Annotated in this window: 19 protein-coding genes and 1 other RNA gene; 8 read left to right on the top strand and 12 right to left on the bottom strand. The window is 64.6% G+C overall.

All coding sequences use genetic code 11. The features are described 5' to 3' along the window. The first annotated feature begins 336 nt into the window (after positions 1-336). Complete coding sequence (locus EXZ48_RS08900) at positions 337-2,385, top strand: ATP-binding protein (RefSeq protein ID WP_130515408.1); 2,049 nt, start codon at positions 337-339, stop codon at positions 2,383-2,385. Between the two features lie 64 nt (positions 2,386-2,449). Here the strand turns inward: EXZ48_RS08900 and miaA are convergent, their stop codons facing one another. Further along, positions 2,450-3,379, bottom strand: coding sequence for a tRNA (adenosine(37)-N6)-dimethylallyltransferase MiaA (gene miaA, locus EXZ48_RS08895; RefSeq protein ID WP_051758653.1), 930 nt, complete (start codon positions 3,377-3,379; stop codon positions 2,450-2,452). Here miaA and serB point away from each other — a divergent pair. Together serB and EXZ48_RS08885 are read left to right on the top strand one after the other, a co-directional pair. Next, the gene (serB, locus tag EXZ48_RS08890) at positions 3,378-4,268 is read left to right on the top strand and encodes a phosphoserine phosphatase SerB (RefSeq protein ID WP_130515406.1); all 891 of its coding nucleotides are present in this window, start codon (positions 3,378-3,380) and stop codon (positions 4,266-4,268) included. The two genes, miaA and serB, sit on opposite strands and share 2 nt — an antisense overlap. Further along, complete coding sequence (locus EXZ48_RS08885; RefSeq protein ID WP_050744582.1) at positions 4,268-4,822, top strand: GNAT family N-acetyltransferase; 555 nt, start codon at positions 4,268-4,270, stop codon at positions 4,820-4,822. The genes serB and EXZ48_RS08885 overlap by 1 nt, the downstream gene beginning before the upstream one ends. A gap of 91 nt (positions 4,823-4,913) precedes the next feature. Here EXZ48_RS08885 and EXZ48_RS08880 read toward each other — a convergent pair whose 3' ends face one another. From EXZ48_RS08880 to EXZ48_RS08850, 7 genes are all read right to left on the bottom strand, one after another. Beyond that, positions 4,914-6,410, bottom strand: coding sequence for a DegQ family serine endoprotease (locus EXZ48_RS08880; protein WP_371687649.1), 1,497 nt, complete (start codon positions 6,408-6,410; stop codon positions 4,914-4,916). A gap of 138 nt (positions 6,411-6,548) precedes the next feature. After that, on the bottom strand, positions 6,549-6,737 hold the full coding sequence (locus tag EXZ48_RS08875; RefSeq protein ID WP_023514440.1) for a DUF2065 domain-containing protein: 189 nt from the start codon (positions 6,735-6,737) through the stop codon (positions 6,549-6,551). A gap of 7 nt (positions 6,738-6,744) precedes the next feature. Further along, positions 6,745-7,671: a protease modulator HflC gene (gene hflC, locus EXZ48_RS08870; protein WP_024270541.1), complete on the bottom strand. Its 927-nt coding sequence runs from the start codon at positions 7,669-7,671 to the stop codon at positions 6,745-6,747. Beyond that, positions 7,671-8,798 carry an FtsH protease activity modulator HflK gene (hflK, locus tag EXZ48_RS08865; protein WP_023516053.1) on the bottom strand — a complete coding sequence of 376 codons (1,128 nt, stop codon included), beginning with the start codon at positions 8,796-8,798 and terminating at the stop codon, positions 7,671-7,673. Before hflK ends, hflC begins: the two co-directional genes overlap by 1 nt. 154 nt (positions 8,799-8,952) lie before the next feature. Continuing rightward, positions 8,953-9,474: a dihydrofolate reductase gene (locus EXZ48_RS08860; RefSeq protein ID WP_023516052.1), complete on the bottom strand. Its 522-nt coding sequence runs from the start codon at positions 9,472-9,474 to the stop codon at positions 8,953-8,955. A 15-nt stretch (positions 9,475-9,489) separates the two neighbouring features. Beyond that, positions 9,490-10,284, bottom strand: coding sequence for a thymidylate synthase (locus tag EXZ48_RS08855; protein ID WP_023516051.1), 795 nt, complete (start codon positions 10,282-10,284; stop codon positions 9,490-9,492). A gap of 87 nt (positions 10,285-10,371) precedes the next feature. Next, a complete protein-coding gene (locus EXZ48_RS08850) occupies positions 10,372-10,683 on the bottom strand; it encodes a DUF2853 family protein (protein ID WP_023516050.1) in 312 nt (103 codons plus the stop codon). Positions 10,684-10,921: 238 nt separating this feature from the next. Between EXZ48_RS08850 and EXZ48_RS08845 the strand changes: the two genes are divergently transcribed. The 5 genes from EXZ48_RS08845 to EXZ48_RS08825 all read left to right on the top strand — a co-directional run bounded on the left by EXZ48_RS08845 (position 10,922) and on the right by EXZ48_RS08825 (position 13,957). Further along, positions 10,922-12,253, top strand: a complete 1,332-nt coding sequence (locus EXZ48_RS08845; RefSeq protein ID WP_130515402.1) for a bifunctional diguanylate cyclase/phosphodiesterase — start codon at positions 10,922-10,924, stop codon at positions 12,251-12,253. A 32-nt stretch (positions 12,254-12,285) separates the two neighbouring features. Beyond that, positions 12,286-12,646: a transfer-messenger RNA gene (ssrA, locus tag EXZ48_RS08840) on the top strand. Positions 12,647-12,855: 209 nt separating this feature from the next. Further along, entirely contained in the window at positions 12,856-13,377 is a 522-nt protein-coding gene (locus EXZ48_RS08835; protein ID WP_024270540.1) for an SspB family protein, read from the top strand. Between the two features lie 9 nt (positions 13,378-13,386). Next, positions 13,387-13,596: a DUF4169 family protein gene (locus tag EXZ48_RS08830; protein ID WP_023514230.1), complete on the top strand. Its 210-nt coding sequence runs from the start codon at positions 13,387-13,389 to the stop codon at positions 13,594-13,596. A 136-nt stretch (positions 13,597-13,732) separates the two neighbouring features. Beyond that, positions 13,733-13,957 (top strand): ribbon-helix-helix domain-containing protein, encoded by a 225-nt coding sequence (locus tag EXZ48_RS08825; protein ID WP_130515400.1) that lies wholly within the window; start codon positions 13,733-13,735, stop codon positions 13,955-13,957. Positions 13,958-14,073: 116 nt separating this feature from the next. Here the strand turns inward: EXZ48_RS08825 and EXZ48_RS08820 are convergent, their stop codons facing one another. The 4 genes from EXZ48_RS08820 to EXZ48_RS08805 form a co-directional block, all read right to left on the bottom strand. Continuing rightward, the gene (locus tag EXZ48_RS08820) at positions 14,074-17,871 is read right to left on the bottom strand and encodes an AsmA-like C-terminal region-containing protein (RefSeq protein ID WP_130515399.1); all 3,798 of its coding nucleotides are present in this window, start codon (positions 17,869-17,871) and stop codon (positions 14,074-14,076) included. A 42-nt stretch (positions 17,872-17,913) separates the two neighbouring features. Then, positions 17,914-19,335, bottom strand: a complete 1,422-nt coding sequence (locus EXZ48_RS08815) for an FAD-binding oxidoreductase (protein ID WP_050744577.1) — start codon at positions 19,333-19,335, stop codon at positions 17,914-17,916. 264 nt (positions 19,336-19,599) lie between these two features. Further along, positions 19,600-22,776, bottom strand: a complete 3,177-nt coding sequence (locus tag EXZ48_RS08810) for an efflux RND transporter permease subunit (protein WP_023514226.1) — start codon at positions 22,774-22,776, stop codon at positions 19,600-19,602. Next, a complete protein-coding gene (locus EXZ48_RS08805) occupies positions 22,776-23,951 on the bottom strand; it encodes an efflux RND transporter periplasmic adaptor subunit (RefSeq protein WP_023514225.1) in 1,176 nt (391 codons plus the stop codon). Before EXZ48_RS08805 ends, EXZ48_RS08810 begins: the two co-directional genes overlap by 1 nt. Between the last annotated feature and the right edge of the window lie 162 nt (positions 23,952-24,113).

Below are 24,113 nucleotides of genomic sequence, written 5' to 3'. Positions count from 1 at the left end.
GTCCGTCTCTTTGGTATTTCAGGTGTGAATATCGAACTTCTGGGCATAAAAAAAGGCCCCTTGGAGGAGCCTGCTTACTGCGCATGGGTGCTTTCGCCGGATGGTTACACCACCCTGCCCATGCGCCTTCCCACCACAAGAATGATAGCCGTCAGATTTTTCATGGGGCGAAGTGTTAACGGCAAAGCCCACGCGCGTCAACGCCTTTCCGTCTGTTTCGAAACGGCACGAATTGCGCCCCCTTTGGGAAAAGGCCCGCCGGGGACGCCTCGGGACGAAACGTCTTATTAAGCGGCAGGCGCTAGGCTTCTCCATTGATGGCAAGGAGTGCCGTGATTGCTGAACAATGATTTCCAAAGCTCCATCGTGGCTGGAGAGCAGGATCGCCGGGATGGCGTATCGACGGGCAACCGCCTGCTGGGCCGCGTCGTCGCCTGCAACGGATCGCATGCCACCATCAGCGCCGTTGCGGAAAGTGGAGAGACAGCGCTCACGGAACTGTGGGCGGTCGGCCGCCTCATTTCCATTTCCGTCGGCCGCAACCGCGTCGTCGCCCTGGTCTATTCCATGTCCACCGACCAGAAGAGCTGGGTGGAGAATCACGACACCGTCTTCCGCATCGAGGTGGAACTGCTGGGCGAGGTCCATGTCGGGGCCGATGGCCGCGAAGCGTTTTCCGCCGGCATCACCGACTACCCGCATCTCGGCGCCGTCGCTCACCGCATCCGCGCCTCGGATCTCGCCAAGGTCTACGATACCGGCAAGAACGACGTCTGCGCCATCGGCAAGCTGACGCAGGACGAGACGCTCGACGCAACGATCCATGTGCCCTCCATGCTGGAAAAGCACTTTGCCGTCGTCGGCACGACGGGCGTCGGCAAGTCCACCGCGGTCACATTGCTGCTGCACAAGGCGATCCAGGCCGATCCGCGCCTGCGCGTGCTTATCCTCGACCCGCACAACGAGTTCGCCTCGGCCTTCGGCGACCTCGCCGTCGTCATCGACACCGAAACGCTGGACCTGCCCTTCTGGCTGTTCAAGCTCGAGGAATTCGCCGAAGTGGTCTTCCGCGGCCGCCCGCCGGTGCACGAGGAGATGGATATCCTGCGCGACCTGATCCCGGAGGCCAAGCGCGCCTTCCGTGGAACGAGCGACAACGGCCTGATGCGCCGTACCAGCGAAAAGAGTTCGGTGACCTCGGATACGCCGGTGCCCTTCCGCATCGCCGATCTGCTGGCGCTCATCGACGAACGCATCGGGCGCCTCGAAGGCCGGGCGGAAAAGCCGCATCTGCGCTCGCTCAAGGTCAAGATCATGTCGGCGATCAACGACCCGCGCTACCATTTCATGTTCTCCTCGAACACGATCACCGACACGATCCTCGACACGATCGCCCGCATTTTCCGCATTCCCGGCGACGGCAAGCCGGTCACCACCTTCCAGCTTGCCGGAATCCCCTCGGAGGTCGTCAATTCGGTCGCGTCCGTGCTTTGCCGCATGGCCTTCGAAATCGGCCTGTGGAGCAATGGCGGCGTACACATGCTCGTGGTCTGCGAAGAGGCGCACCGCTACGTGCCGGCCGACATGAAGCTCGGCTTCATGCCGACGCGCCAGGCCATCGCCCGCATCGCCAAGGAGGGCCGCAAATACGGCGTCTCGCTCGGCATCATCACCCAGCGCCCCGGCGAGCTCGACCCGACGATCCTCTCGCAGTGCTCGACGATCTTCGCCATGCGCCTTGCCAACGAGCACGACCAGGAGATCATTCGCTCGGCGATCCCAAACTCCTCGTCCTCGACGACCAGCTTCATCTCCTCGATCGGCAACGGCGAAGCGATCGCCTTCGGCGAGGCCGTGGCCGTGCCGATGCGCATGCGGTTTTCTCGTGTCGAGGCCAGCGGTCTGCCAAAGGCGAACGGCACCGGCGTCAAGATCAACGAGGAGACGCCGCAAAGTGTGGACCTGCGCTCCATCGTCGCCCGCATGCGCGCCATCACCGGGCCTGATATTTCCGGCTTCCAGAATTCCTTCCTTGCCGCCCAGGGCCAGACCATGCCGCTCCCGACCGGCTACGAGGATGCACCCTACGAGGACGAGGAAGGCTACGTCGAGACGCTACAAGCAGCCGCCGCGACCCAACCAGAGCCGTACCGACCCGATATGCTGCCGGGCGCCCAGAGTGTCTACGACCCATCGCCCCAGGAACGTTTCGAGGCGATCCGCCGGGAGCTGACCTCCGAACCGCAGCGCGCCGCTGCCGACCCCTACCGCCAGCCGGTAACGCGTCCTGCACCGGCCTTCGGCGAGCAGCAGGAGCCGCGGCGAGAGGGTTCCATTCGCGAACAGCTTCTCAAGAAGCCGTTGAGCAGCCTGATCCGGCGTTAAGCACGACGGCCCCTCCCAATGTCCTGCGCGTCAGGACATTGGGAGGGGCCGATCGCAAAAACCTCTAAAAAACCTCGCCGGGCGTGCCCGTAGGGGCCAGCGGATCGATGCGCTGCCAGCTCTCGTCGAGCTGGTTGCGGAACCAGGTCATCTGGCGCTTGGCATATTGCCGCGTCGCCGCCGCCCCGCGCTCGGCGACCTCAGCCGCGCTCATCTCGTCGGCCAGCATCGCCGCGATCTGCGGTACGCCGATCGCCTTCATGACAGGCATGGCGGGAGAAAGATCGAGCGCCAGCAGCGCCTGCACCTCCGCCACCGCGCCGGAGGCAAGCATCGCGGCGAAGCGCCGGTCGATACGGGCAGCGAGCACCGCACGGTCCGGCAGGACGACAATCTTCTGTGCCCTGTCCGCATCGATGACGGCCGGTCCCCTCGCTGCCTGGAAGGCCGAGATCGACTGCCCCGTCGCCTCCAGCACCTCCAGCGCCCGCACGATGCGCTGGCCGTCGGCCGGCTTCAACCGCGCCGCCGTTTGCGGATCGCCAATCTCGAGCGCGTGGTGAAGGGCTTCGGCCCCCTCTTGCACAAGCCGGGCACGCAGGCGCGTGCGGACGGCCTCGGGGATCGCCGGCATGTCGGAGAGCCCGCCCGTCAGCGCGCGAAAATAAAGTCCCGTTCCGCCGACGAAGACCGGCAGCTTTTCCCGCTGCCGCAACTCCGTGACGACCGCCGTCGCCTCACGCAGCCAGTCGCCGGTCGAATAGGTCGCGCCGGCCGGCACATGGCCGTAGAGCCGGTGCTCGATGCCCCCCATGTCGTCCGGCTGCGGTCGGGCGGTGAGGATATCGAGCGTGTCATAGACCTGCATGCTGTCGGCGTTTACCACCACGCCGCCGTGCTCGGCCGCCAGCCGCACGGCGAGCGCGGACTTGCCGCTGGCCGTCGGGCCCGTTATCAGGATCGCGTCCCGCTTTCGATCAAGGTTTCTCATCATGGCTTTCGTTGCCACGCTTGTCGCCAATCCGTCAAATCCTGTCCTGACGCCCGCCCTCGCCGAAAAGGCTGCCGATGCGGTCAAGGCGTCCGGCCTCTACTGGCTTGCCGACGGCATTGCCTGCGATATCGCGCTGCGCGACGGCAGCGATCTCGAGGCATCCGAGGCGGCCATCCGCGCTGTCATCGGCAGCGAACCGGTCGACCTTGCCATCCAGGAAGCGGAAACGCGGCGCAAGAAGCTGCTGATCGCCGACATGGATTCGACGATGATCGGCCAGGAATGCATCGACGAGCTCGCCGCCGAAGTCGGCCTCAAGGACAAGGTCGCGACCATCACGGCCCGCGCCATGAACGGCGAGATCGCCTTCGAACCTGCGCTTCGCGAGCGTGTCGCCCTGCTCAAGGGGCTGCCGGTCTCCGTTATCGACGAGGTCATCGAAAAGCGCATCACGCTGACGCCGGGCGGGCGCGAACTGATCGCGACCATGAAGGCGAAGGGCTATTACACGGCGCTCGTCTCCGGCGGCTTCACCGTCTTCACGAGCCGCATCGCCGCGACACTCGGCTTCGACGAGAACCGCGCCAACCTGCTCATCGACGCCGACGGCAAGCTGACCGGCGAAGTGGCCGACCCGATCCTCGGCAAGCAGGCCAAGGTGGACGCCTTGATCGAGATTTCCGAACGGCTCGGCATTTCGCCTGACGACGCCATGGCCGTCGGCGACGGCGCCAATGATCTCGGCATGCTGCATCTGTCGGGCGCCGGGGTCGCACTGCACGCCAAGCCGGCCGTCGCGGCAGAGGCGAAGATCCGCATCGACCACGGCGACCTCACCGCGCTGCTCTACCTGCAGGGCTACCGCAAATCCGATTTCGTTGCCGGCTGATGCCTATCGCCACGACCAGCCGCCTCACGCTCCGGAACTGGGAGGAGAAGGATCGGGACCTCTTCCACGAGATCAATTCCGATCCCGTGGTGATGGAGTTCTTCCCGTTCCTGCGCACCCGCGCCCAGTCCGACGAACTCTTCGAGCGCCTCCGCGACACCATCGCCGAGACCGGCCTCGGCTTCTACGCGCTCGCCGAGCGGGAAAGCGACGCGGCGCTCGGCTTCTGCGGTCTCGCGCGCACGACGGAACGGCTTGAACCGCACCTGCCGGCCGGCACGGTGGAAATCGGCTGGCGGCTGGCCCGGCGTCACTGGGGCAAGGGCTACATCACCGAGGCCGCCGAACGGCTGCTCGCCTTCGGCTTCACAGAAAAGAACCTCGGCGAGATCGTCTCCTTCGCAGTCGCCGGAAACACGCGCTCGATCGCCGTCATGCAGCGCATCGGCATGCGCGCGGCTCCCGAGCGGAATTTCGACATGCCAGGCCTCGACGATGCGCTGCGCCCGCACGTGCTCTACACGCTGGATCGTGCAACCTGGTACAATCGCTAGCCACGGCCATGAAAACGGCCGTTGAAGCAATGCTCCAACGGCCTGAATCCGTTTTTCGGCTTTCGCCTGCAAACCCTTGGCGGGACTCGCCTTAATCGATGCGCACGGTGATGTAGCGCAGTGCTCCGGTGCGGTTGGCGATCATCATCAGCGCGTTGCGGCGGTCTTCGGACTTCAGCTTGGCGATTCGGGCCTTGACCTCTTCCGCCGTCGTCACTGCCTCCTGGCCGATCTCGACGATGACATCGCCGGGCACGATGCCGCGTTCGGCGGCAGCCGAATCGGGCGCCACCTCGGTGATCACGACGCCCTTGACGCTTTCGACGATCTCGAAGGTCTTGCGCGCCTCCTCGCCGAGGTCGCTGATGCCCATGCCAAGCACCATGTCGGCCTTGCTGGGCTGGGCTTCGCCGGTCTCGGGCGTCGTGCCCTCGTCCTGGGTCACGTCGTCATCCTCGGCCTGCTTCTCGCCGTCCTCGAGGCGGCCGAGCGTGACCTTGACGGTCATCTCCTTGCCGTCGCGCAGCAATACGACGTCGACCGCCTTGCCGACCGGGCTTTCGGCAACGACGCGCGGCAGGTCGCGCATCTCGTCGACATCCTTGCCGTCGAAGCGGGTGATGACATCACCGGTCATGATCGAGCCGTTGTCGACCGGCCCGCCCTTGATGATGCCGGCAACGAGCGCGCCCTTGGCCTCGCTCATGCCGATGCTTTCGGCAATGTCGTCGGTGACCGGCTGGATGCGTACGCCGAGCCAGCCGCGCCGCGTCTCGCCGAAATCGCGCAGCTGCATGAAGATGTTCTGCGCAAGCTCCGTCGGCACGGAGAAGCCGATGCCGATCGACCCGCCGGAAGGCGAGATGATCGCCGTGTTGATGCCGATGACCTCGCCCTTCATGTTGAACAGCGGACCGCCGGAATTGCCGCGGTTGATGGCGGCGTCCGTCTGGATGAAATTATCGTAGGGGCCAGCATTGATGTTGCGCCCCCGCGCGGAAATGATGCCAACGGTCACCGAGCCGCCAAGGCCGAACGGGTTGCCGATCGCCATCACCCAGTCACCGATGCGCATGGTGCGGGAATCGCCGAACGGCACCGCCTTCAGCGGCGATTTCGGCTCGACCTTCAAGAGCGCCAGATCGGTCTTCGGGTCGGTGCCGACGAGTTTTGCCTTCAGCTTGGAACCGTTGGCGAAATTCACCTCGATGTCGTCAGCGCCCTCGATGACATGGTTGTTCGTGGCGATGAAGCCCGAAGGGTCGATGACGAAGCCGGAACCGAGCGAGTTGACGGTCTGGCCCTGGTTGGAGCCCTCGCCCCCCTCACCCTTGAAGAATTCGTCGAAGAAATCCTGGAAGGGCGAACCTTCCGGCACCTGCGGGATGGGCGCCTTGTCGTCGCTCTTGACGTTCTGCGAGGTGGAGATGTTCACTACGGCGTCGAGCAGGTTTTCGGCAAGATCGGCGACCGATTCCGGGCCGTTCGGCTTGACCTGCGCAGCTGCCGGCACGGCAAACGGTCCCCCCGCGACCAGCGAAAAACTCACCGCGAGTGCGAGTGCCGCATGGGCAACGCTGGACCTCATCTTCAAAGCCATGGTCGGCATCCTCTTTCGTCTGATTGTCGCGGCGAGTGTTTGCCCCGGATACGGCAAAAATCAGTCCGCCGCGCTGAATTCATGTGAAGTCTTGCCCGTCTTCGCAGGCAGCCGCAAGGGCCGCGTTCACGCGCCGCGGATGAACCACACCATGGCGACGCCGAGCGCCACGGCGACGAGCCCGGAGGCACGCAGCTGGCTTTCCGGAATCTGCGGCAGCATTTCCGCCATGCGCTTCAAAATCGAAGGGGCCAGTGCGTACACCAGCCCCTCGATGATCAGGAAGAACGCGATCCCCGTCAGGAAATCGGTCATGCCGTTCTCAGTTTGCGGTCGACGGCGTCGTCGCCGTGCCCGAGGTCACCGGCTTCGCACCGGCGGCATCCTCGAAGTAGCGGAAGAACTCCGACTGCGGCGACAGCACAAGCGTGGTGTCGGAAGTGCTCATCGCATCGCGATAAGCGATCATGGACCGGTAGAAGTCGTAGAAAGCCGCATCCTGGGAGAAGGCTTCGCCGTAGACACGGCTGCGTTCGCCGTCGCCCTCGCCTCGCAGGATTTCCGAATCGCGCTGCGCGGCGGCGACGAACTCGACGACCTGACGGTCGGCGATGGCGCGGCGGCGCTGGCCTTCTTCGTTACCACGGGCACGGATGAGTTCGGCTTCCGCCAGACGCTCGGCCTTCATACGGTCATAGGTCTGCTGCGAGACTTCCTGCGTCAGGTCCGTACGACGGATACGAACGTCGGAGATCGTGAGGCCGAGGCTCGAGGCATCGTTCGTCAGTTCGCCGCGCACTTCACGCATCATCGAGGCGCGCTCTTCGGAAAGAGCGGACTCGAAGCCGCGCAGACCGTAGACCCGGCGCAGGGCCGCGTCGAGACGGGTACGCAGGCGCGCTTCAGCCGATTCCCGATCGCCCGAAACCGTTTCGCGGAAGCGGCGGGCATCGGTGATCTTGTAGACCACGAAGGCATCGACCTCGTAGAACTTGCCGCCCGAGACCTGGACGCGGATGTTGTCGAGATCAAAGCGCAGCGCCTGATCCTGGATGTACTGCACGCTGTCGGCATCCATGAAGCCGAAGGGCAGCTTGAAGTAGAGGCCGGGTTCGGACTTGACGTCCTGGATCTGGCCGAAGCGGATGACGATCGCCTGCTGGCGTTCGTTGACGACGAACACCGAGGAATAGACGATGAAGAGGAGAACGCCGACGGCGATCAGGATTGCCGGTATACGGTTGCCCATTACTGCGTGCCTCCCGCCTGCTGGCCGGTGGTGCGGCCGAGTTCATTGAGGGGAAGGAAGGGAACCACACCCTGGCCGCCCTGCTTCTCGTCGATGATGACCTTCTTGGAGTTCTTCATCACGTCTTCCATGGTTTCAAGGAAAAGACGCTTGCGGGTGACATCGGGCGCTACCTTGTACTGTTCGTAGATGGAGAGGAAGCGCGCCGCCTCACCTTCCGCTTCCTTGACGACACGGTCCTTGTAGGCGGCCGCCTCTTCGCGGATCTGCGCCGACTGACCGCGGGCAAGACCCAGCTTCTGGTTGGCGTACTGGTTGGCTTCCTCGACGAAGCGGTCTTCGTCCTGCTCGGCGCGCTGCACTTCGTCGAAGGCGTCGGCGACCTCGCGCGGCGGGGCAGCGTCCTCGATGGCGACGGTGTTGATCGAGATGCCGGCGCCGTAAGCGTCCATGGTCGCCTGGATCGTCGTCTTCACGCCCTCCGCGATGGCCTGACGGTTGTCGCGGAAAATGTCCTGGGCGGGGCGGCGGCCGACGACTTCGCGCATGGCGCTTTCGGAAACCTGCTGCAGCGTCTCCGCCGGGTATTCGAGATTGAAGAGGTAGGACTGCGGATCCGTGACCGAATAGAGCACCGAGAACTGCACGTTGACGATGTTCTGATCACCCGTGAGCATCAGGCCGGAATTTTCGGCATTCGACGAGGCCGAGCGGCGGCCGATATTCTGTTGCTGCTCGGTGATCTTGACGAGTTCGACGGTTTCGAGCGGCCAGAGGTGGAAATGCAGGCCGGGCATGGCGACTTCCTGCTTCGGCTTGCCGAAGCGCAGCTCGACGCCACGCTCGTCCGGCTGAACGGTGTAGATGGCGTTCATCAGCCAGAAGACGCCGACAAGAAGCAGCGCGATGACCACGACGCCGCCATTGATGCCACCAGGCATGACGTTCTTCAGCTGATCCTGGCCGCGCCGGATGATATCCTCGAGGTCGGGCGGGCCGCCATTGCCGCTTCCGCCGCCGCCGCGGGGCCGGTTCGGACCCTGCCCCCATGGCCCCTGATTGTTTCCACCACCGCCGCTGCCACCGCCCCAAGGGCCGCCGCCGCCGTTCTGATTGCTCCAGGGCATCAATACCTCTTTCTTTAAATCCCTACGTGCCGCGCTTCGCGGAATGTTTCACCGCGCTACGCGAGGTGAACCCGTTATAGGTATCACTCCGGCACCTTTCAACAAATCCGCGTGAGCTTGCCGGCTTGTGCGGCAAAATAGTTCGTGATCGGGGCTACAGGACCGCTTTTCGACGCCAGGTGACGAAGCGCATGGCGTGGCTGTCCTTCTCTCCCTGCGGAATCGGCTCGTCCACCACTTTTTCGAAGACTGCCGGATCGATATCGGGAAAGCGCGCATCGCCCTCCACATCCGCCTGGACATGGGTGACGTGCAGGATGTCCGCCCGGTCGAAGGCCTGCGCATAAATCTGCCCGCCGCCGATGACGCAGATCTCGTCCACGCCAAGTCCTTCCGCCTCACGGCGGGCAGCGGAAAGCCCTGCGTCGAGCGAGGAAACGACCGCAGCGCCGGGTGCGGAAAATGACACATCACGGGTGATGACGATGTTCGGTCTGCCCGGCAGCGGCTTGCCGATCGATTCCCAGGTCTTCCGCCCCATCACCACCGGCTTGCCGAGCGTCAACTGCTTGAAGCGCTTGAGATCCGACGGCAGGCGCCACGGCAGGTCGCCGTCGCGGCCGATGACGCCGTTCCTGGCGGCAGCCACGACGAGGACGATCTTGGCTTCAGTCATGCGAGTACCCGAAAATCAGACGGCGATGGGCGCCTTGATGGTTGAATCGGCTTCATAGCCAATCAGGGTGAAGTCCTCGAATTTGAAGGAGAAAAGGTCCTTCACATCAGGATTGAGCTTCATGAAGGGCAAGGGCTTCGGGCGGCGGGCCATCTGGGTGCGCACCTGCTCGAAATGGTTGGAGTAGATATGCGCGTCGCCCAGCGTATGCACGAAATCACCCGGCTGCAGGCCGGTCGCCTGCGCCACCATCATGGTCAGCAGCGCATAGGAGGCGATGTTGAAGGGCACGCCGAGGAAGATGTCGGCGGAACGCTGGTAGAGCTGGCAGGAGAGCTTTCCGTCCGCCACGTAGAACTGGAACAGGCAATGGCAGGGCGGCAACGCCATCTCGTCGACCAGCGCCGGGTTCCAGGCCGAGACGATATGACGGCGGGAATTCGGATTGCGCCGGATACTGTCGACGACGGCGACGATCTGGTCGAGATGGCGGCCGTCATGGGTCGGCCAGGAGCGCCACTGGTAGCCGTAGACCGGGCCGAGTTCACCCTCGGCATCCGCCCATTCGTCCCAGATGGTGACACCGTTCTCATGGAGATAGCCGATGTTGGTGTCACCCTTCAGGAACCACAGGAGCTCATGGATGATCGAGCGCAGATGCAGCTTCTTGGTGGTCAGAACCGGAAAACCTTCCGAGAGATCGAAGCGCATCTGGTAGCCGAAGACGCCACGCGTGCCCGTGCCGGTCCGGTCGCCGCGGTCGGTACCGTTTTCCATCACATGGGCGAGAAGGTCGAGATATTGCTGCATGGTCGCCGCCGATTCGTTGTCCAGCGTGAGATACTAGAGCGGGAACGGCGGCGGCCAAAGCGTGAAATCGGGTTGTCCCGGATTTCCTCAGGCGAGCGCGCCGAGCGTGCCGAGTTCCTTTGCGGTGAGGTAATAGAAGGTGACGCGCGATTTCGTGCGGTCGTCGGCCATCGCCTTGCAGACGGCCTCCACCGCCTTGTCGGCGGCCTCGCCCGTGATGCCGAACTTCTTGGCGCACCACTTTTCCTTGACGCGGTTCAGCTCTTCCGGGTCGGAGCAGGAGACGAGCGAGGAGTCCCGGTTGCGCAGCGCGATGCCGAGATGGCTCACGATCTTCTTGACGATGGCCTCGTCCGCACCACTGTCATACTTGCGGACGTCTGCGAGATAATCGGTCATGGCATCTCCTCTCCGATTGCGCGGCCGCCGCCGTCATGGCGCACCGGCCGACGGCCATGTTTTTCAAGCCGCTCCGGCAAGTCAAGCGCTAATAAAGCGCCAGCGAAAGCCTCCACATGGCGCAGGCCCCGCTCGCCTGGGTTTTACCGCGCGATATTTTTGCACTTTCTGAAGGAATTTCCGCTACAGCTATCTGCACAAGACCTGATGGACCACCCCACCGCGAGTACCCCCGCATGTGAGACAGACTGACGACTATTCCGATCGTTTCCGGCTCGTCTATGCCACGGCCTCCCTCGCCGCAGGCGTGTTGACGGCCGGCTGGGGCCTCGTCTTCGCGGCGATGCAGGAATGGTCGATGGTCGCCATGGACGTGGCGCTGGTCACCGTCGCGATCGCCAGCTTCGTGCTCGCCCGGCGCCGCCAGCTGACCGCTGCCATCTTCCTTTCCCAGGTCGCCTTCCTCGTCATCATCGCCGCCTTCTGCCTGCTGTTCGACGTGCCGAACGACATCGCCCCGCGGGTCTCGCATCTCTTCCTGCTCGTGCTGGCGATGATCGGCTATATCAACTACCAGCAACGCCCGTCGCGCCGGCAGCTCGCCATCGTCGCGCTCTCGCTTGCGACCTTTGTCGTCTTCGCCAGCACGCAGATCGCCCTGCCCTTCGCCCGGCCGATTTCCAACGATTTCCGCTTCGTCGGATCGTGGGTCAACGTGACGATCGCCGTCACCATGCTGTGTGGCTGCCTCTACATGATGCGGCAGGAATTCGCCCGCAATCTCGGACGGGAGCGCGACATCACCGCCGCGCTGAAGAACCGGGAATTCGAGCTGTTCTACCAGCCGCAGGTGGACCAGACCGGCACGGTCACCGGCGCGGAGGCGCTGCTGCGCTGGCGGCGGCCGGACGGCAGCTTCGTGTCGCCTGCCGAATTCATCCCCATCGCCGAGCAGGCAGGCCTGATGCCCGCGATCGGCGACTGGGTGCTGAACGAGGCTCTCAAGACGCTCTCCTTCTGGCAACAGGACGAAGCAACCCGTCACCTGAGGCTCGCGGTCAATGTCAGCGCCGACCAGTTCATGAAGGTCGACTTTGCCGACACCGTGCTCGCCCGGATCCGCGCGCAGGACATCGACCCGGCACGCCTCAAGCTGGAACTGACCGAAAGCATGATGGCGAACGACGTCGATGCCATCGCGGAGAAGATGGGCGTGCTGCGCGCCGCCGGCCTCACCCTCTCGCTCGACGATTTCGGCACCGGCTATTCCTCGCTCAGCCATCTGCGCCGCCTGCCGATCCAGGAGATCAAGATCGACCGCTCCTTCGTCAAGGACGCCCCGGAGAGCAAACGCAACCGCCTGCTGCTCAAGAGCATCTTCGACATCGCCCGCACGCTGGACCTGTCCGTCGTCGCCGAAGGCATCGAGACGAAGGAACAGTTCCTGCTCCTGCAATCCTTCGGCGGCATGGCCTTCCAGGGCTTCTATTTCGGCCGCCCGGTCCCGCTTGCCGACTTCCAGAAGCAATGGACAGCGGAAACCCCGCCCCCGCTCGCCGAAACCGCCTGAACCGAAAAACTTTGCCAAATCCCTGTCACAAAGCCCTTTTCTTGAAGGCCGAGAGCGCCTATATGAAGGGTGCTGCCTCGGCAGCTATGGCAATAAACGGGCGGTGTAATAAACCCATTGGACCCGGGGGCGGTACCCGGCGCCTCCACCAAAAACCGGTCTTTCCAAGCAGACCGGCTTTTGATGGGGGCGAAATAGGATCGACAAGGGCGTAAAGATCGACTTTTTGCTCGGCATTGTACCACCGTTATCGGGCTAAACTTGTAGTTGCAAACGACAACTATGCGGAAGCTCGTCTCGCTGCCTAATGGCGGTGTGACACTTCACTCAAAGTCCTGACGGGTCGCACCGGCAGGCGGGGTCCGAAGGCACCTGGCAACAGAAGCCTTCACCTTCTCCAATCCCTTGAAATGGTCTATAGCTGTGCCAGATGACTCGTGCCCTAGGGTATGAGGCCAAGGCAATTCCAGCAAAAGCGTGAAGCGGTTTTGCGTTCGGAATTGCGTTGAAACAAGAGACGGAGCCTTTCTGCAATTCGACGAAAAGCGGAAGTGCTCTCATGCAATGCCTGAACACAAAGGCTGGAAGAAAGACAGGAACGGATGGCGCAAGACCACATTCGCTATGACATTCTCGCCCAGGACGCGCTGCGCAGCGTCATCCGCAAGGTTTTGTCCGAAATTGCGGTCACCGGCCATCTGCCGGGCGAGCACCACTTCTTCATCACGTTCCTGACCAACGCCCCCGGCGTGCGCATCTCGCAGCACCTGAAGGCAAAATATGCCGAGCAGATGACCATCGTCATCCAGCATCAGTTCTGGGACCTCAAAGTCACGGAAAGCCTGTTCGAGATCGGCCTCTCCTTCTCCGACACGCCGGAAAAGCTCGTCATCCCGTTCAACGCCATCCGCGGCTTCTATGACCCGTCGGTAAGCTTCGAACTGGAATTCGACGTACCGGCCGTAGAGGAAGAGGAAGAACACTCCGCCGAGATCACCGCCTACCCCGTCGCCGCGGAAAAAACCGAAGAAACCACCGAGGACCCGACGCCGCCGACCGGTGGCGACGACAACAACAAGGGTGGTTCCGTCGTTTCGCTCGATTCCTTCCGCAAGAAGAACTGAGGCCGCGCGATGAGCGGCGACGTCGTCAATCTCCGCCAGGTTCGCAAGCAGAAGGCCCGCTCCGAAAAAGAGAAGCAGGCCGAGCAGAACCGCATCAGCTTTGGCCGCACCAAGGCGGAGAAGACACTGACGCGCACGCTGAACGACAAGGCGCAGAAGGCGTTCGAACAGGGCCAGCTGGAACGGCCGGAAGACGATCCCAAGAACGGCAAAGGCTGATCTTTCAAGCCCTTGCCGAAAGAAGCGGAATCGATCCGTCAGAAGGCTGCGGCATTTGTCGAAGCAGCAGGGCGCGCCCGTTGGCTCTCGCACATGGAGCGGCTCCAGACGGACGGCACCTTTGTGGGGGACGGGCATGATCCGCAAATATTCGACCACCCTGCACGGCCACCGTACGAGCTTCTCGCTCGAGCCCGCCTTTCACGACGAGCTGAAGGCCATCGCCATCGAGCGCGATCTACCGCTCGCCGCCCTCATCCGCGACATCGACGACGAAAGGGGCATCGAGGGCAACCTGTCCTCGGCCCTGCGCCTTCATGTGCTGGGCTGGCTGAAACGCAAGGCGAACGGCGCGGCGTAAAGCAAGCCCCCCGCAAAACGCTGCGGCGCTCCTGACGCGCGCCTTCCACGGCGGCAAATCCCGTTTCCGGGTCGCGCGGTGCGCCGGCATCCGGTCCTCGCCCTTCCCGGAACGGCTCAGTTCACACCGGGCAGCCCATCGAAATTCAGGTTCTGTCCACTGTCGAGCGGCGGCAGTTCGCCGCCACGCTCCACGCCTTCGCCCGGCAGGACGGGCAGGCGGCGGCGCTCCGCCTCGTCCTCAGCCCGGCTGGCCTCCGCCGCCGCGCGCTGTTCGGCAAGACGGCGGGCCTGCTCCTCGGCCTCCCGCAGGCGGCGTTCGTCGTCCGCAGCCTTGCGGCGGGCACGCTCGGCGGCTTCGGCGGCCTCCCGCGCGCTCCGTTCCCGCTCGACGCGCTCGCGTGCCTCGGTGCGGCGGCGCTGCTCCTCCTCCATCTGCAGGCGCATCGCTTCGGCAAGTGCGGCGCGCGCTTCCGCACGCGAGCGATAGAGCGCGGCCTCACGCCGAAGGCGCTGCTTTTCCAGCACGTTTGCCTGCAAGGTTTCCACCCGGCGCCGCTCCGTCTCGAAGCGCCGCAGCGAGAGGAAGTTGGCAAGCGGCTGCACGTCGAGTGCCACGCCTGGCGCCTCCACGAGGCCGCGATAGTCGAGCGCCACCTCGGGTTCCGCCCCCGCCAGCGCGTCCTCGCCAGCCGCATAGGTGACGGACAGCCGACCCGCCATCATATCGCCGGCAAGATCGATATCCGCATCGCCGGAGAAGGCCGCCTTGCCGTCGCCTGCGGCCACGCTCTGGACGCGCAGTTTGCCACCGGCAAGCGCAAAGGGCAGGCGCACGGTGCCCAGCACCGCTTCGCCCGCGAGAATCGCATCCGCCGCAAACCCGGCGACGCGCTCGGGCGTGATATCGCCCTCGATGCCATCGGCCGCCTTCAGCAGCGCCGGCAACGCGCCGGTATCGATCCCACGCAGGGTGAGATCGGAGATTTGCGCCTCGCCCGAACCGCTGGCGCCCTCGACCATGGCACGCACGCTTTTGCCCGAGGCATCGACAGCCAGCCTCACATCGGCCTTGCCCGTCGCGACGGCCCCCAGCGGGCCCGCCCAGACGATCTTCGCCAGATCCACACCCGACAGGTCCGCCCGCGCCTCGAACAGGCCATTCTCGTCCGCATTGGCGACCTTGAGGCGCCCGGCCAGCCGGCCACCCAGCCAGTCGCCCGCCATATCGGTCAGCGTCAACTCGCCACCCTTCCAGACGAGATTGCCCGAAAAGCCCTCCACGGCCCCATAGAGGCCCGGCCAGAAGGCCCCCGCCTCCAGTGCGACGGAGAGATCGGCGGCATCCTGAAGCGGCTGCACGAGCGGCGCCGCGTTCAGCCCGCCGTCGAGCACATCCGTCACCGGCCCGGCGACGGCTTCGGCGAGGAAGGCGAAATCCACCGTATCAAAGCGCAGCGCGCCCGTGCCCTTGAGCACCGGCGCCGTGCGATCGAGCGTGAGGCGGCCGGAAAAGGCGTTGCGGTCGGCCTCCCCGGCGACATCGGTGATCGTGATCGCCGCAGCGCTCGTCGCCACCGATGCCTGCAACGCGAGCGGAAGGCCTGCGCCGGCCTGCGGCACGGCGATACCGTTCATCATCAGATAAGGCTCGATGTCATCGCTCTTCGCCGAAAGGGCGAGCATACCGGCCGGGAAATCGGCCGCGGAGAGCGCAGCCGTCCCCTTGGCCGAGATCGTCGTACTGCCGGCGCTGAAGGCGACGGAGACATCGGCCGGTCCTTCCTCCGGCTGCTTGACACGGAAGGTGACGCTGCCATCCGGATCCGCATCAAAGGGCAACGGGTCAAGCCCGATCTGCCCGGCCAGCACCACCGACTGCGGATTGAAGATGCTGCCCTCAAGCTCGAAATTGCGCCCCGCCAGAAGGTCCGCGGGCGTCGCGGCGGAAAGCTTCATTTCGACCCGTCCGTCATTGACGGGGCCGCTGATCGTCACGGTCGCCGGATCGCCCGCCTCGCCGGAAACGGCCAGCCGAACGGCAAGGTCCGCATTGTCGTAATAGCCGGCATTGGCGAGGAAACGGGCAAGCACCGGATGCTGGGGCAGATGCCGCGCCAGAAGCTCGGCCACCGGACGCATCACAGCCGCCTTCACCGTCATGTCGAGCCCGGCGCTCGGCGCAAAGAGCGAACCGCCCAGCGTGCCGCTGGCCGAAAGGGTAACACCATCCAGCGCGGCGATGTTCAGGCGGCTCAAGGTCAGAAGGCCGTCCTTGATGGACAGCGCCGCGCTGACGCCGGAGGCACTTTCACCGAAGGCGAGGAAACGGTCAGCCTTGATATCGAGCGCGATCGAATGGTCCAGCACGGCGGAAAGCGAGGTATCTCCCGCCACCAGGCCGACAAGCGCCTGCAGCGATTCCAGCGCAACCTCGTTGCCGCGCAACTGCAGCGACAGCGTGGGAACATCCGCACGTGACTCGCGCTCCATACGGCCGAGCAGCGAGGCGCCACCGATGGCGATCTCGAGATTTTCGAAGCGCTGCAACTCGTCGGTCAGGTTGACCTCGGCGGAAAAACCGGCGGTCTTGAGCTTGCGGATTTCCGGATCCACGGATCCGGCAAGCCAGGTCGCCAGCCCCGAGGGCTGGTTCGAGGCGACCAGCAGATCGCCGACAAAGCCGCGGTTGGCCTTGAGCGTCAGCCGGCCCTTGGCCTCGAGCGTCGTGCGGCCGGGCAGGAGCGCATCCGCCCGGTCGATCTGCCAGCCTTCCCCATCGGGCTTCACATCGAGACGCACCTCGCGCACGGTCGTGTCACCGACCACCACGGCGGGGAGGAACAGGCTGGCGCGGCCGGGCACCTGCGGGATCGGGATATCGGCAGCGATGGCGAGCAGCGCCTGTAGCCGCTGGCGAGCGGAGACCTGCGGGTTGCGGCCCGTCTTGCCGCCCTCCCCGCCGTTGCCGATGCGTGAGACGTCGATCTGCTGGCCATCGGCGATCAAGAGGAATTCCGGCGCGCGACCGGTATCGAGCGTCGCCTCGCCGGTCACCACATAGGGGTCCTCGCGCGGGCCGGCTTCAAGGCGGTATTCCGGCACGCGGATGCGCTCGTTGGAAAGTTCGAATTTTCCCGCGACACGGATCGGGTCGGCCGGCCCCTCACCCTTCGGTCGCGGCTTTTCCGAGATGGTGAAGTCGCCGCCATATTGCGGACGGAAATCGACGACCTTCAGCGCACCGTCCAGATCGGCAGTGAAGGCAAGCCGGTCGGGCACGATGCGGGCGCGCAGGGAGAGCGCACCATTCTCCACCTGTCCGCTCGAAAGCTGGAACGCCCCGCTCTCGCCATCAAGCGACGCGCGCCCGTCGATGCGCCAGGGGCCGCCGAGCGATTTCGCCGAAACCTGTGCATCGAGGCCGGTGACACGGCGGGTGCGGCCAGTCTGGGCATCGACGAATTCGATCTCGCCGCCGGATATCGCGACGCTTTCCAGGATGACGGTGCGGGCGGGAATATCGGACTTGCGGCCGCGCGCCCAATCCAGCGTGCCGTCCTCGAAAAGCTTGATGCGCGCCTTCGGCTCCTCGATGCGCATATCGAAGATCAGCGCCTCGCCGGAGAGGAACGGGGCCAGTTCCGCATCCATGGAGAAACGCGCAATCTCGACCAGCGGCTGGCCATCCTCCGGCGCGCCGACACGCACGTCGTTGAGCGTCACGGAGGGGAACGGGATCAGGCGTGCGTCGACGCTGCCATGCACCACGACGGTGCGGCCCATGATGCGGCTCGCCTCGCGTTCAAAATCCTGGCGGAAGCTGGTCCAGTCGACGAAAAGCGGAGCAAGCAGCGCCGCAAAGAGCGCCACGACCACCAAGCCGCCAACGAAGAGCATGATTCTGGAAAGCACGCCGCCTGCCTTGAATTTCGTTTCACCGCCTCAGGATAACGACTAATTGCCTGAGAGGGTCGAAAAAATCTTGCCGGGATTCAGAATGTTGTCCGGGTCGAGCGCCTGCTTGATCTGCCGCATCAGCTGGACCGTGCCACCGAGCTCACCCGGCAGAAAGGCCTGTTTGCCCTGGCCTATACCGTGTTCGCCGGTGCAGGTGCCGTCCATGGCAAGCGCCCGGGCGTTGAGCCGGCCGACGAAGGCCTCGACCTTGGCAACATGCGCCGGATCCTTGTCGTCGAAGACGAGGCTGACATGGAAATTTCCGTCGCCCGCATGGCCGACGATCGGCGCTAGAAGCCCGTGTTCCTCGATATCGCGCTCGGTTTCCGCCACGCAATCGGCAAGGCGCGAGATCGGTACGCAGACATCGGTGGCGATCGCTTCCCAACCGGGCCGCAGCGCCTTGGCCGACCAGTAGACATTGTGCCGCGCCTTCCAGAGTTTCGCGCGCTCCTCCGCATCCGCACTCCACTGGAAGGTCCCACCGCCGCATTCGGCGGCGATCGCACCGAACTCCTCCGATTGCAGGCGAACGCTGTCCTCATTGCCGTGAAACTCGACGAAGAGCGTCGGCTGCTCGGGCAACGTCAGGCCCGAATAGGCGTTGCAAGCCTTGATCTGCAGCGTGTTGACAAGCTCGATGCGGGCGACGGGAATGCCGAGCTGGATGGTCATGATGACGGCATCACAGGCATCCTTCAGCGTCGGGAAGCCGCAGATGCCGCCGGCGATGACCGACGGGATGCCCTGCAGGCGCAGCGTCACCGAAGTCAGCACGCCGAGTGTGCCCTCCGCCCCGACGAAGAGCCGAGTCAGGTCGTATCCGGCGGAGGATTTTCGCGCCCGGCGGGCGGTGCGGATTTCCTCGCCGGTGGCTGTCACAGCGGTGACGGCGAGCACATTGTCCTTCATCGTGCCGTAGCGCACGGCATTGGTGCCGGAGGCGCGTGTCGAGGTCATGCCGCCGATCGACGCATTCGCGCCGGGGTCGATCGGGAAGAACAGGCCGGTATCGCGCAGATAGACGTTCAGCTCCTCGCGCGTGATGCCGGGCTCGACCGTGCAGTCGAGGTCCTCGGCATTGACTTCCAGGACTCGCTTCATGTTGCTGAAATCGATGGAAATGCCACCATTCGGCGCATTCACCTGCCCCTCCAGCGAAGAGCCCGTGCCGAAGGGGATGACGGGAACCTTCAGCTCCGCGCAAAGCGAGACCACAGCCTTCACTTCTTCGGCACTCTCGACGAAGACGACACCGTCAGGCAGCTGGGCGGGAATATAGGTCGTCGTGTGTGCATGCTGGGCGCGGATCGCCTCACCCGTCTGGAATCGCGTGCCGAAACGCTCCGCCAGGCGCGGCAGTGCCGCTGCGATGCCCTCGTGGTTGCGTGCGCCGCCCCTGATATCCGCCAAAGCCATCGTAAAATCCTCAACTCCGTGGGGATTTACTCAGCAAATTGAGGAGCGGCTGTCCAGCCGCAATTGCGCAAAGGATAAAAGTCGTGGCCGCCCTCATCCCGGCCTGTCGGCCACCGTCTCCCCGCAAGCGGGGCGAAGGGGTATGCCGATCTGATTTCCACACCCCATGCCCGTTTGCGGGGCAAGTCCCCTCTCCTTGCTTGTGGGGAGAGGGTTAGTGCAAGGGTGAGGGCAGATCACGGCAAGGGACAGCACCGCCGGCCTTCACTCCGCCGCCTGTGGCAGGACAGCCGCCGGCTGCGGCAGCGCCGTGTCGTCGCGCCGCCCCAGCGTCTCGGCATGGGCAAGCTCGGCGGCAAGGCGCTTTTCCTCGTCGGCATGCGGGCTGGTGAAGCGGGCGATGACAAGATAGGCGACGGGCGTCAGGTAGAGCGTGACCACGGTCGCAAGGCCGAGGCCGCCGACGAGCACCCAGCCGAGCGAGATGCGCGCCTCTGCGCCCGCGCCGCTGGCAAGGATCAGCGGCACCGCACCGACGACCGTGGCGATCATCGTCATCATGACGGGCCGCAGGCGGATATTCGAGGCGTTCTCGATGGCGCTGCGGATATCCTGCCCGCGGTCACGCAGCTGGTTGGCGAATTCGACGATCAGGATGCCGTTCTTCGCCATGATGCCGACAAGCAGCACCAGCCCGATCTGGCTGTAGATATTGAGCGTCGTGCCCGTCACGATCATCGCGAAGACCGCACAGGCGAGCCCCAGCGGCACCGTCACCATGATAATGATCGCGCTGACGAAGCTTTCGAACTGCGCGGCAAGCACGAGGAAGATGATGGCGAGCGCAAAGCCGAAGGTGATGAAGAGCCCGTTCGAGTTCTCCTGCAGCGTCGCCGCTTCCGCCATGGGCAACACGCGGGAGCCCTCCGGCAGCAGCGGCTCGGCCATTTCCTGAACGAGGGAAAGCGCCTCGCCGAGCGCCAGGCCGTCTTTCAGGCCGGCCGAAAGCGAGACGGCGCGCAGCTGCTGTTCGCGCGAAAGCTGCGGCGCGACGGCCTTTTCCTCCAGCGTGGCGATGGACGACATGGGCACGATCTTGCCGTCACCGGTCTTCAGGAAGATGTTTTCGAGATCCATCGGGTCGTTGATCGGCTGTGTCGTCGAGGAGAGCTTGACCGGATAGGCCTGCCCCTCGACGTAGATATCGACGACGCTCGTGCCTTCGAGCATGGCCTGCAACGCGGCCGAAAGGCCGGTGATGTCGATGCCGAGATCGGCGGCGCGCTCGCGGTCGACGGTTACGGAAAGCTGCGCCTGGTTGGCCTCGTAGTTCAGCCGCACGTTCTGGAAGCGGCCGCTGTCCTCGATCTTTCGCACGAGTTCAGCCGCGGCATTGCCGAGCTTGGTATAGTCGTTGCCGACCAGCGCGACCTGCAGGCCATTACCGGCGCCGCGGATGCCGAGGCTGTTCGGCTGCATGGCGAAGGCGCGCACCGAGGGCACGGAACCGACCGCCGCGTTGATGTCCTGCACGATCGCCTGCTGCGTGCGCTCGCGCTCGCCCCAGGGCGCCAGCGTCAGCACCATGAAACCGCTGTTCGTCGAGCCGCCCTGGCCGGAGATCGAGAAGATGTTGATGATCTCGCCATCCTCGTAGAGCGGGCGCAGCTTGTTCTCGATCAGCTTCATCTGGTCCTGCGCATATTCCAGCGACACACCCTGCGGCGCGTTCACGCGCAGCATGACCATGGACCGGTCCTCGCTCGGCGTCAGCTCGGACTTGATGGTGAAGAAGGAGGTGGCGCCCGCCGCGGTGAAGAGCAGCGCGACGACGAAGACGATGAAGGGCGCGCCGAGGCAGGCGCTCAGCGTCGAGCGGTAGAAGCGCGACGCCGCTCCGCCGATGCGGGCGAGAAGGCCGCTATGCCCGTGCGTCACGTCCTTGGTCAGCATGCGCGAGGCGAGCATCGGGCAGAGCGTCAGCGCGACGAAGGACGACAGGAGGATGGCGAAGGCGAGCACGAAGCCGAACTCGCGGAAAAGCCGCCCGGCCTGACCGGGCAGGAAGGAGAGCGGTACAAAGACGGCGGCGAGCGTCGCGGTGGTCGCGATGACAGCGAAGAACACTTCCAGCGTGCCGAGGATGGCGGCGGCGCGCGGCTTCAAGCCCTCGGCACGGCGGCGCACGATATTTTCGAGGACGACGATCGCATCGTCCACCACGAGGCCCGTCGCCAGCACGATGGCAAGCAATGTCAGGATGTTGACGGAGAAGCCGGCCATGTAGATGGCCGCAATCGTGCCGATGAGCGCGATCGGCATGCTGATTGTCGGGATCAGCGTCGCGCGCCAGTCGAGCAGAAAGAGATAGATGACGAGCGTGACGATGACGACGGCGACGACGAGTGCGATCTCCACCTCATGGATCGCACCCTCGATGAAGACGGCGTCATCGCTGGTGATCTTGATCTCGGTGCCTTCGGGCAGGATGTTGTCGAACTGCGCCACCATCTGCTTCACGCCGTTGGAGATGTCGAGCGTGTTGGATTGCGCCTGGCGGATGATGCCGAGACCGATGCCCTGGCGACCGTTGGAGCGCAGCGCGGTCGAGCCTTCGTCCGGCCCCATCGTCACCATGGAGACGTCACCGAGGCGAACGCGGTTCTTCAGGATGAGGTTTTCGAAGTCGGCGGGCGTCGTCAGGTCCGCGGTTGCGCGCACCGTGATGTCCTGGCTCTGGCTCTTCAGCGAGCCGGCAGGCACGTCGAAGGCGGCGGTGGCAAGCGCATTGCGCAGGTCCGCGACCGTCAGCCCGCGCGCGGCGAGCTTGGACTGGTCGACATCGACGCGAAAGATCTTCTCCTGGTCGCCATAGACGGCGACATCGGCAACACCCTCGACGGACGCGAGCCGGTCGGTGATCTCGTTTTCAGCGAGAAGCGTCAGGTCTTCGAGCGACAGCCTGTCCGAGGTCAGCGCCAGGCGCATGATCGGCTGGCTGTCCGCATCCGCCTTCACGACGCGCGGCTCGTCGGCGCCGTCGGGAAGCTGGTTCGCCACCCGGCCGAGTGCATCGCGCACGTCGTTGGCGGCCTGGTTGACGTCGGTCGTATCGGAGAATTGCAGGGTGACGCGGCTGCGTTCGAAGGAGGAGGACGAGGAGATGTCCTTGATGCCCTGGACCCGCGAGACCGCGCCTTCGATCACGTCCGTCAGCTCGCGGTCGACGGTTTCCGGTGAGGCGCCGTCGAACTCCGTCGAGACGCTGATGACCGGCTGGTCGACGGAGGGAAGCTCGCGGATCTCCACACCGTTGAAGGCGGCAAGGCCGGCGACGACGATCAGCGTGTTGAGCACGAGGGCGAAGATCGGCCGGCGGATGAAGAGCGCGGTGAAACCCGCCTTGCCGGACGTGTCGAGCGCGTTCCCCTCCCCCGACATCACGACCCCTCCGCCACGGAGGAGGTCGTCTGCTGGTCACGCTCCCGCGCCGCCGTGCGCACCGCGCCGCCCGGCCGCAGCGTCTGCACGCCCTCGGTGACGATCTGGTCGCCCTCGGCGATCTCGGCCTTCACCAGAACCTTGTCCGGATTGCGCTGCACGATGTGAACCGGCACGCGCTCGACCTTTTCATCCTTGACGCGCCAGACATAGGAGCCATCGGCGCTCCACTGCACGGAAAGCGGATCGACGCTCGGATAAAGGTCGCCGGCAAAGCGCATGGTCACCTGGAAGGACATGCCCGCGCGCAGGAGATCCTCGGGGTTGTCGATCTGGGCGCGCACGCGCAGTGTTCGGCTTTCCTGGTCGATGCGGTTGTCGATCGCCTGCACCTCGCCCGTAAAGGTCTCGCCCGGCCGCGCGACCGCCGTCGCCGTCACGGCGCCACCGACACGCATGCTTGTCGCAAACCGCTCCGGAACCCAGAAATCGACGAGGATTTCCGAGCGGTCGTCGATGCGGGCGATCGCCGAGGCTGTGGTGACATAGTCGCCGGGATTGACGGAGATGATGCCGACGACACCGCCATAGGGCGCGGTGATGTCGCGGCGGCGCAGCGTCAGCTCGGCATTCTGCAGTGCCAGTTCCGCAGCCTGCACCGCCGTCTGGGCGTCCTGCAATTCGGCAATGCTCATGGTGGATTTCAGGTTCTCGATCCGCGTCAGCTTCTGCCGGGCGCTGTCGCGCGCCACGCGCGCCTGATCGGCTGCGATGCGTTGCTCGTCGCTGTCGAGGCGGGCGATCACCTGGCCCTGCTCCACCCGTTCGCCGGACTTCACCAGCACTTCCGTGAGGTTGCCGGTGGCATAGGGCGTGACGGTCACGGTGCGGATCGCCTCGCCGTCGCCGATGGCGTTCAGCCGGTCGTTGACGACCGACATGGCGGCAGGTTTGGTGGCGACAAGCGCCGGTCCGCCACCGAAACCGCCGCGGCGACCACCTTCGCGGCCGCCCTGCGCCTCACCGTCGCCGGCCGGCGCGATGACCGCCACGAGCGACCCCGGCAGACCCGTGGCCTGCAGCGTGGCGTTTGCCCCGGGCACGAAGCGACCCCAGAGCAAGACCCCGGCCGAAAGGACGCCAAGGCTTATGAGGAGCTGTTTCCAAACCCGCATGCAATCTGTCTCCGAAGGAAGCGAACCGTCGCCTGTTGCGGCGCGACATAGGCCAAGTATCCCGCTTTGAAAATGAACGAGCAATGAAAGAATGCGTTCATTACCGAAATGTAAGATTGGTGGCCCGCTCTGTTACCGAAATGTAAGAAAAGGTGGAGAAAT

Source organism: Shinella sp. JR1-6 (assembly GCF_004284735.1).
Classification (GTDB): Bacteria; Pseudomonadota; Alphaproteobacteria; order Rhizobiales; family Rhizobiaceae; genus Shinella.
The sequence above is the reverse complement of the archived record's forward strand: the minus strand, read 5'-3'. Positions and strand labels throughout refer to the sequence as shown.

What these genes read in the sequence shown, in the direction of transcription:
- miaA (WP_051758653.1), bottom strand. Translation starts at nt 3,379, where the DNA reads ATGATGAGAAACCTTGATCGAAAGCGGGACGCGATCCTGATAACGGGC.
- EXZ48_RS08855 (WP_023516051.1), bottom strand. Translation starts at nt 10,284, where the DNA reads ATGCAGCAATATCTCGACCTTCTCGCCCATGTGATGGAAAACGGTACC.
- EXZ48_RS08850 (WP_023516050.1), bottom strand. Translation starts at nt 10,683, where the DNA reads ATGACCGATTATCTCGCAGACGTCCGCAAGTATGACAGTGGTGCGGAC.
- EXZ48_RS08830 (WP_023514230.1), top strand. Translation starts at nt 13,387, where the DNA reads ATGAGCGGCGACGTCGTCAATCTCCGCCAGGTTCGCAAGCAGAAGGCC.
- hflC (WP_024270541.1), bottom strand. Translation starts at nt 7,671, where the DNA reads ATGGGCAACCGTATACCGGCAATCCTGATCGCCGTCGGCGTTCTCCTC.
- EXZ48_RS08810 (WP_023514226.1), bottom strand. Translation starts at nt 22,776, where the DNA reads ATGTCGGGGGAGGGGAACGCGCTCGACACGTCCGGCAAGGCGGGTTTC.
- EXZ48_RS08825 (WP_130515400.1), top strand. Translation starts at nt 13,733, where the DNA reads ATGATCCGCAAATATTCGACCACCCTGCACGGCCACCGTACGAGCTTC.
- hflK (WP_023516053.1), bottom strand. Translation starts at nt 8,798, where the DNA reads ATGCCCTGGAGCAATCAGAACGGCGGCGGCGGCCCTTGGGGCGGTGGC.
- EXZ48_RS08875 (WP_023514440.1), bottom strand. Translation starts at nt 6,737, where the DNA reads ATGACCGATTTCCTGACGGGGATCGCGTTCTTCCTGATCATCGAGGGG.
- EXZ48_RS08835 (WP_024270540.1), top strand. Translation starts at nt 12,856, where the DNA reads ATGGCGCAAGACCACATTCGCTATGACATTCTCGCCCAGGACGCGCTG.
- EXZ48_RS08880 (WP_371687649.1), bottom strand. Translation starts at nt 6,410, where the DNA reads ATGAGGTCCAGCGTTGCCCATGCGGCACTCGCACTCGCGGTGAGTTTT.
- EXZ48_RS08815 (WP_050744577.1), bottom strand. Translation starts at nt 19,335, where the DNA reads ATGGCTTTGGCGGATATCAGGGGCGGCGCACGCAACCACGAGGGCATC.
- EXZ48_RS08860 (WP_023516052.1), bottom strand. Translation starts at nt 9,474, where the DNA reads ATGACTGAAGCCAAGATCGTCCTCGTCGTGGCTGCCGCCAGGAACGGC.
- serB (WP_130515406.1), top strand. Translation starts at nt 3,378, where the DNA reads ATGGCTTTCGTTGCCACGCTTGTCGCCAATCCGTCAAATCCTGTCCTG.
- EXZ48_RS08885 (WP_050744582.1), top strand. Translation starts at nt 4,268, where the DNA reads ATGCCTATCGCCACGACCAGCCGCCTCACGCTCCGGAACTGGGAGGAG.
- EXZ48_RS08805 (WP_023514225.1), bottom strand. Translation starts at nt 23,951, where the DNA reads ATGCGGGTTTGGAAACAGCTCCTCATAAGCCTTGGCGTCCTTTCGGCC.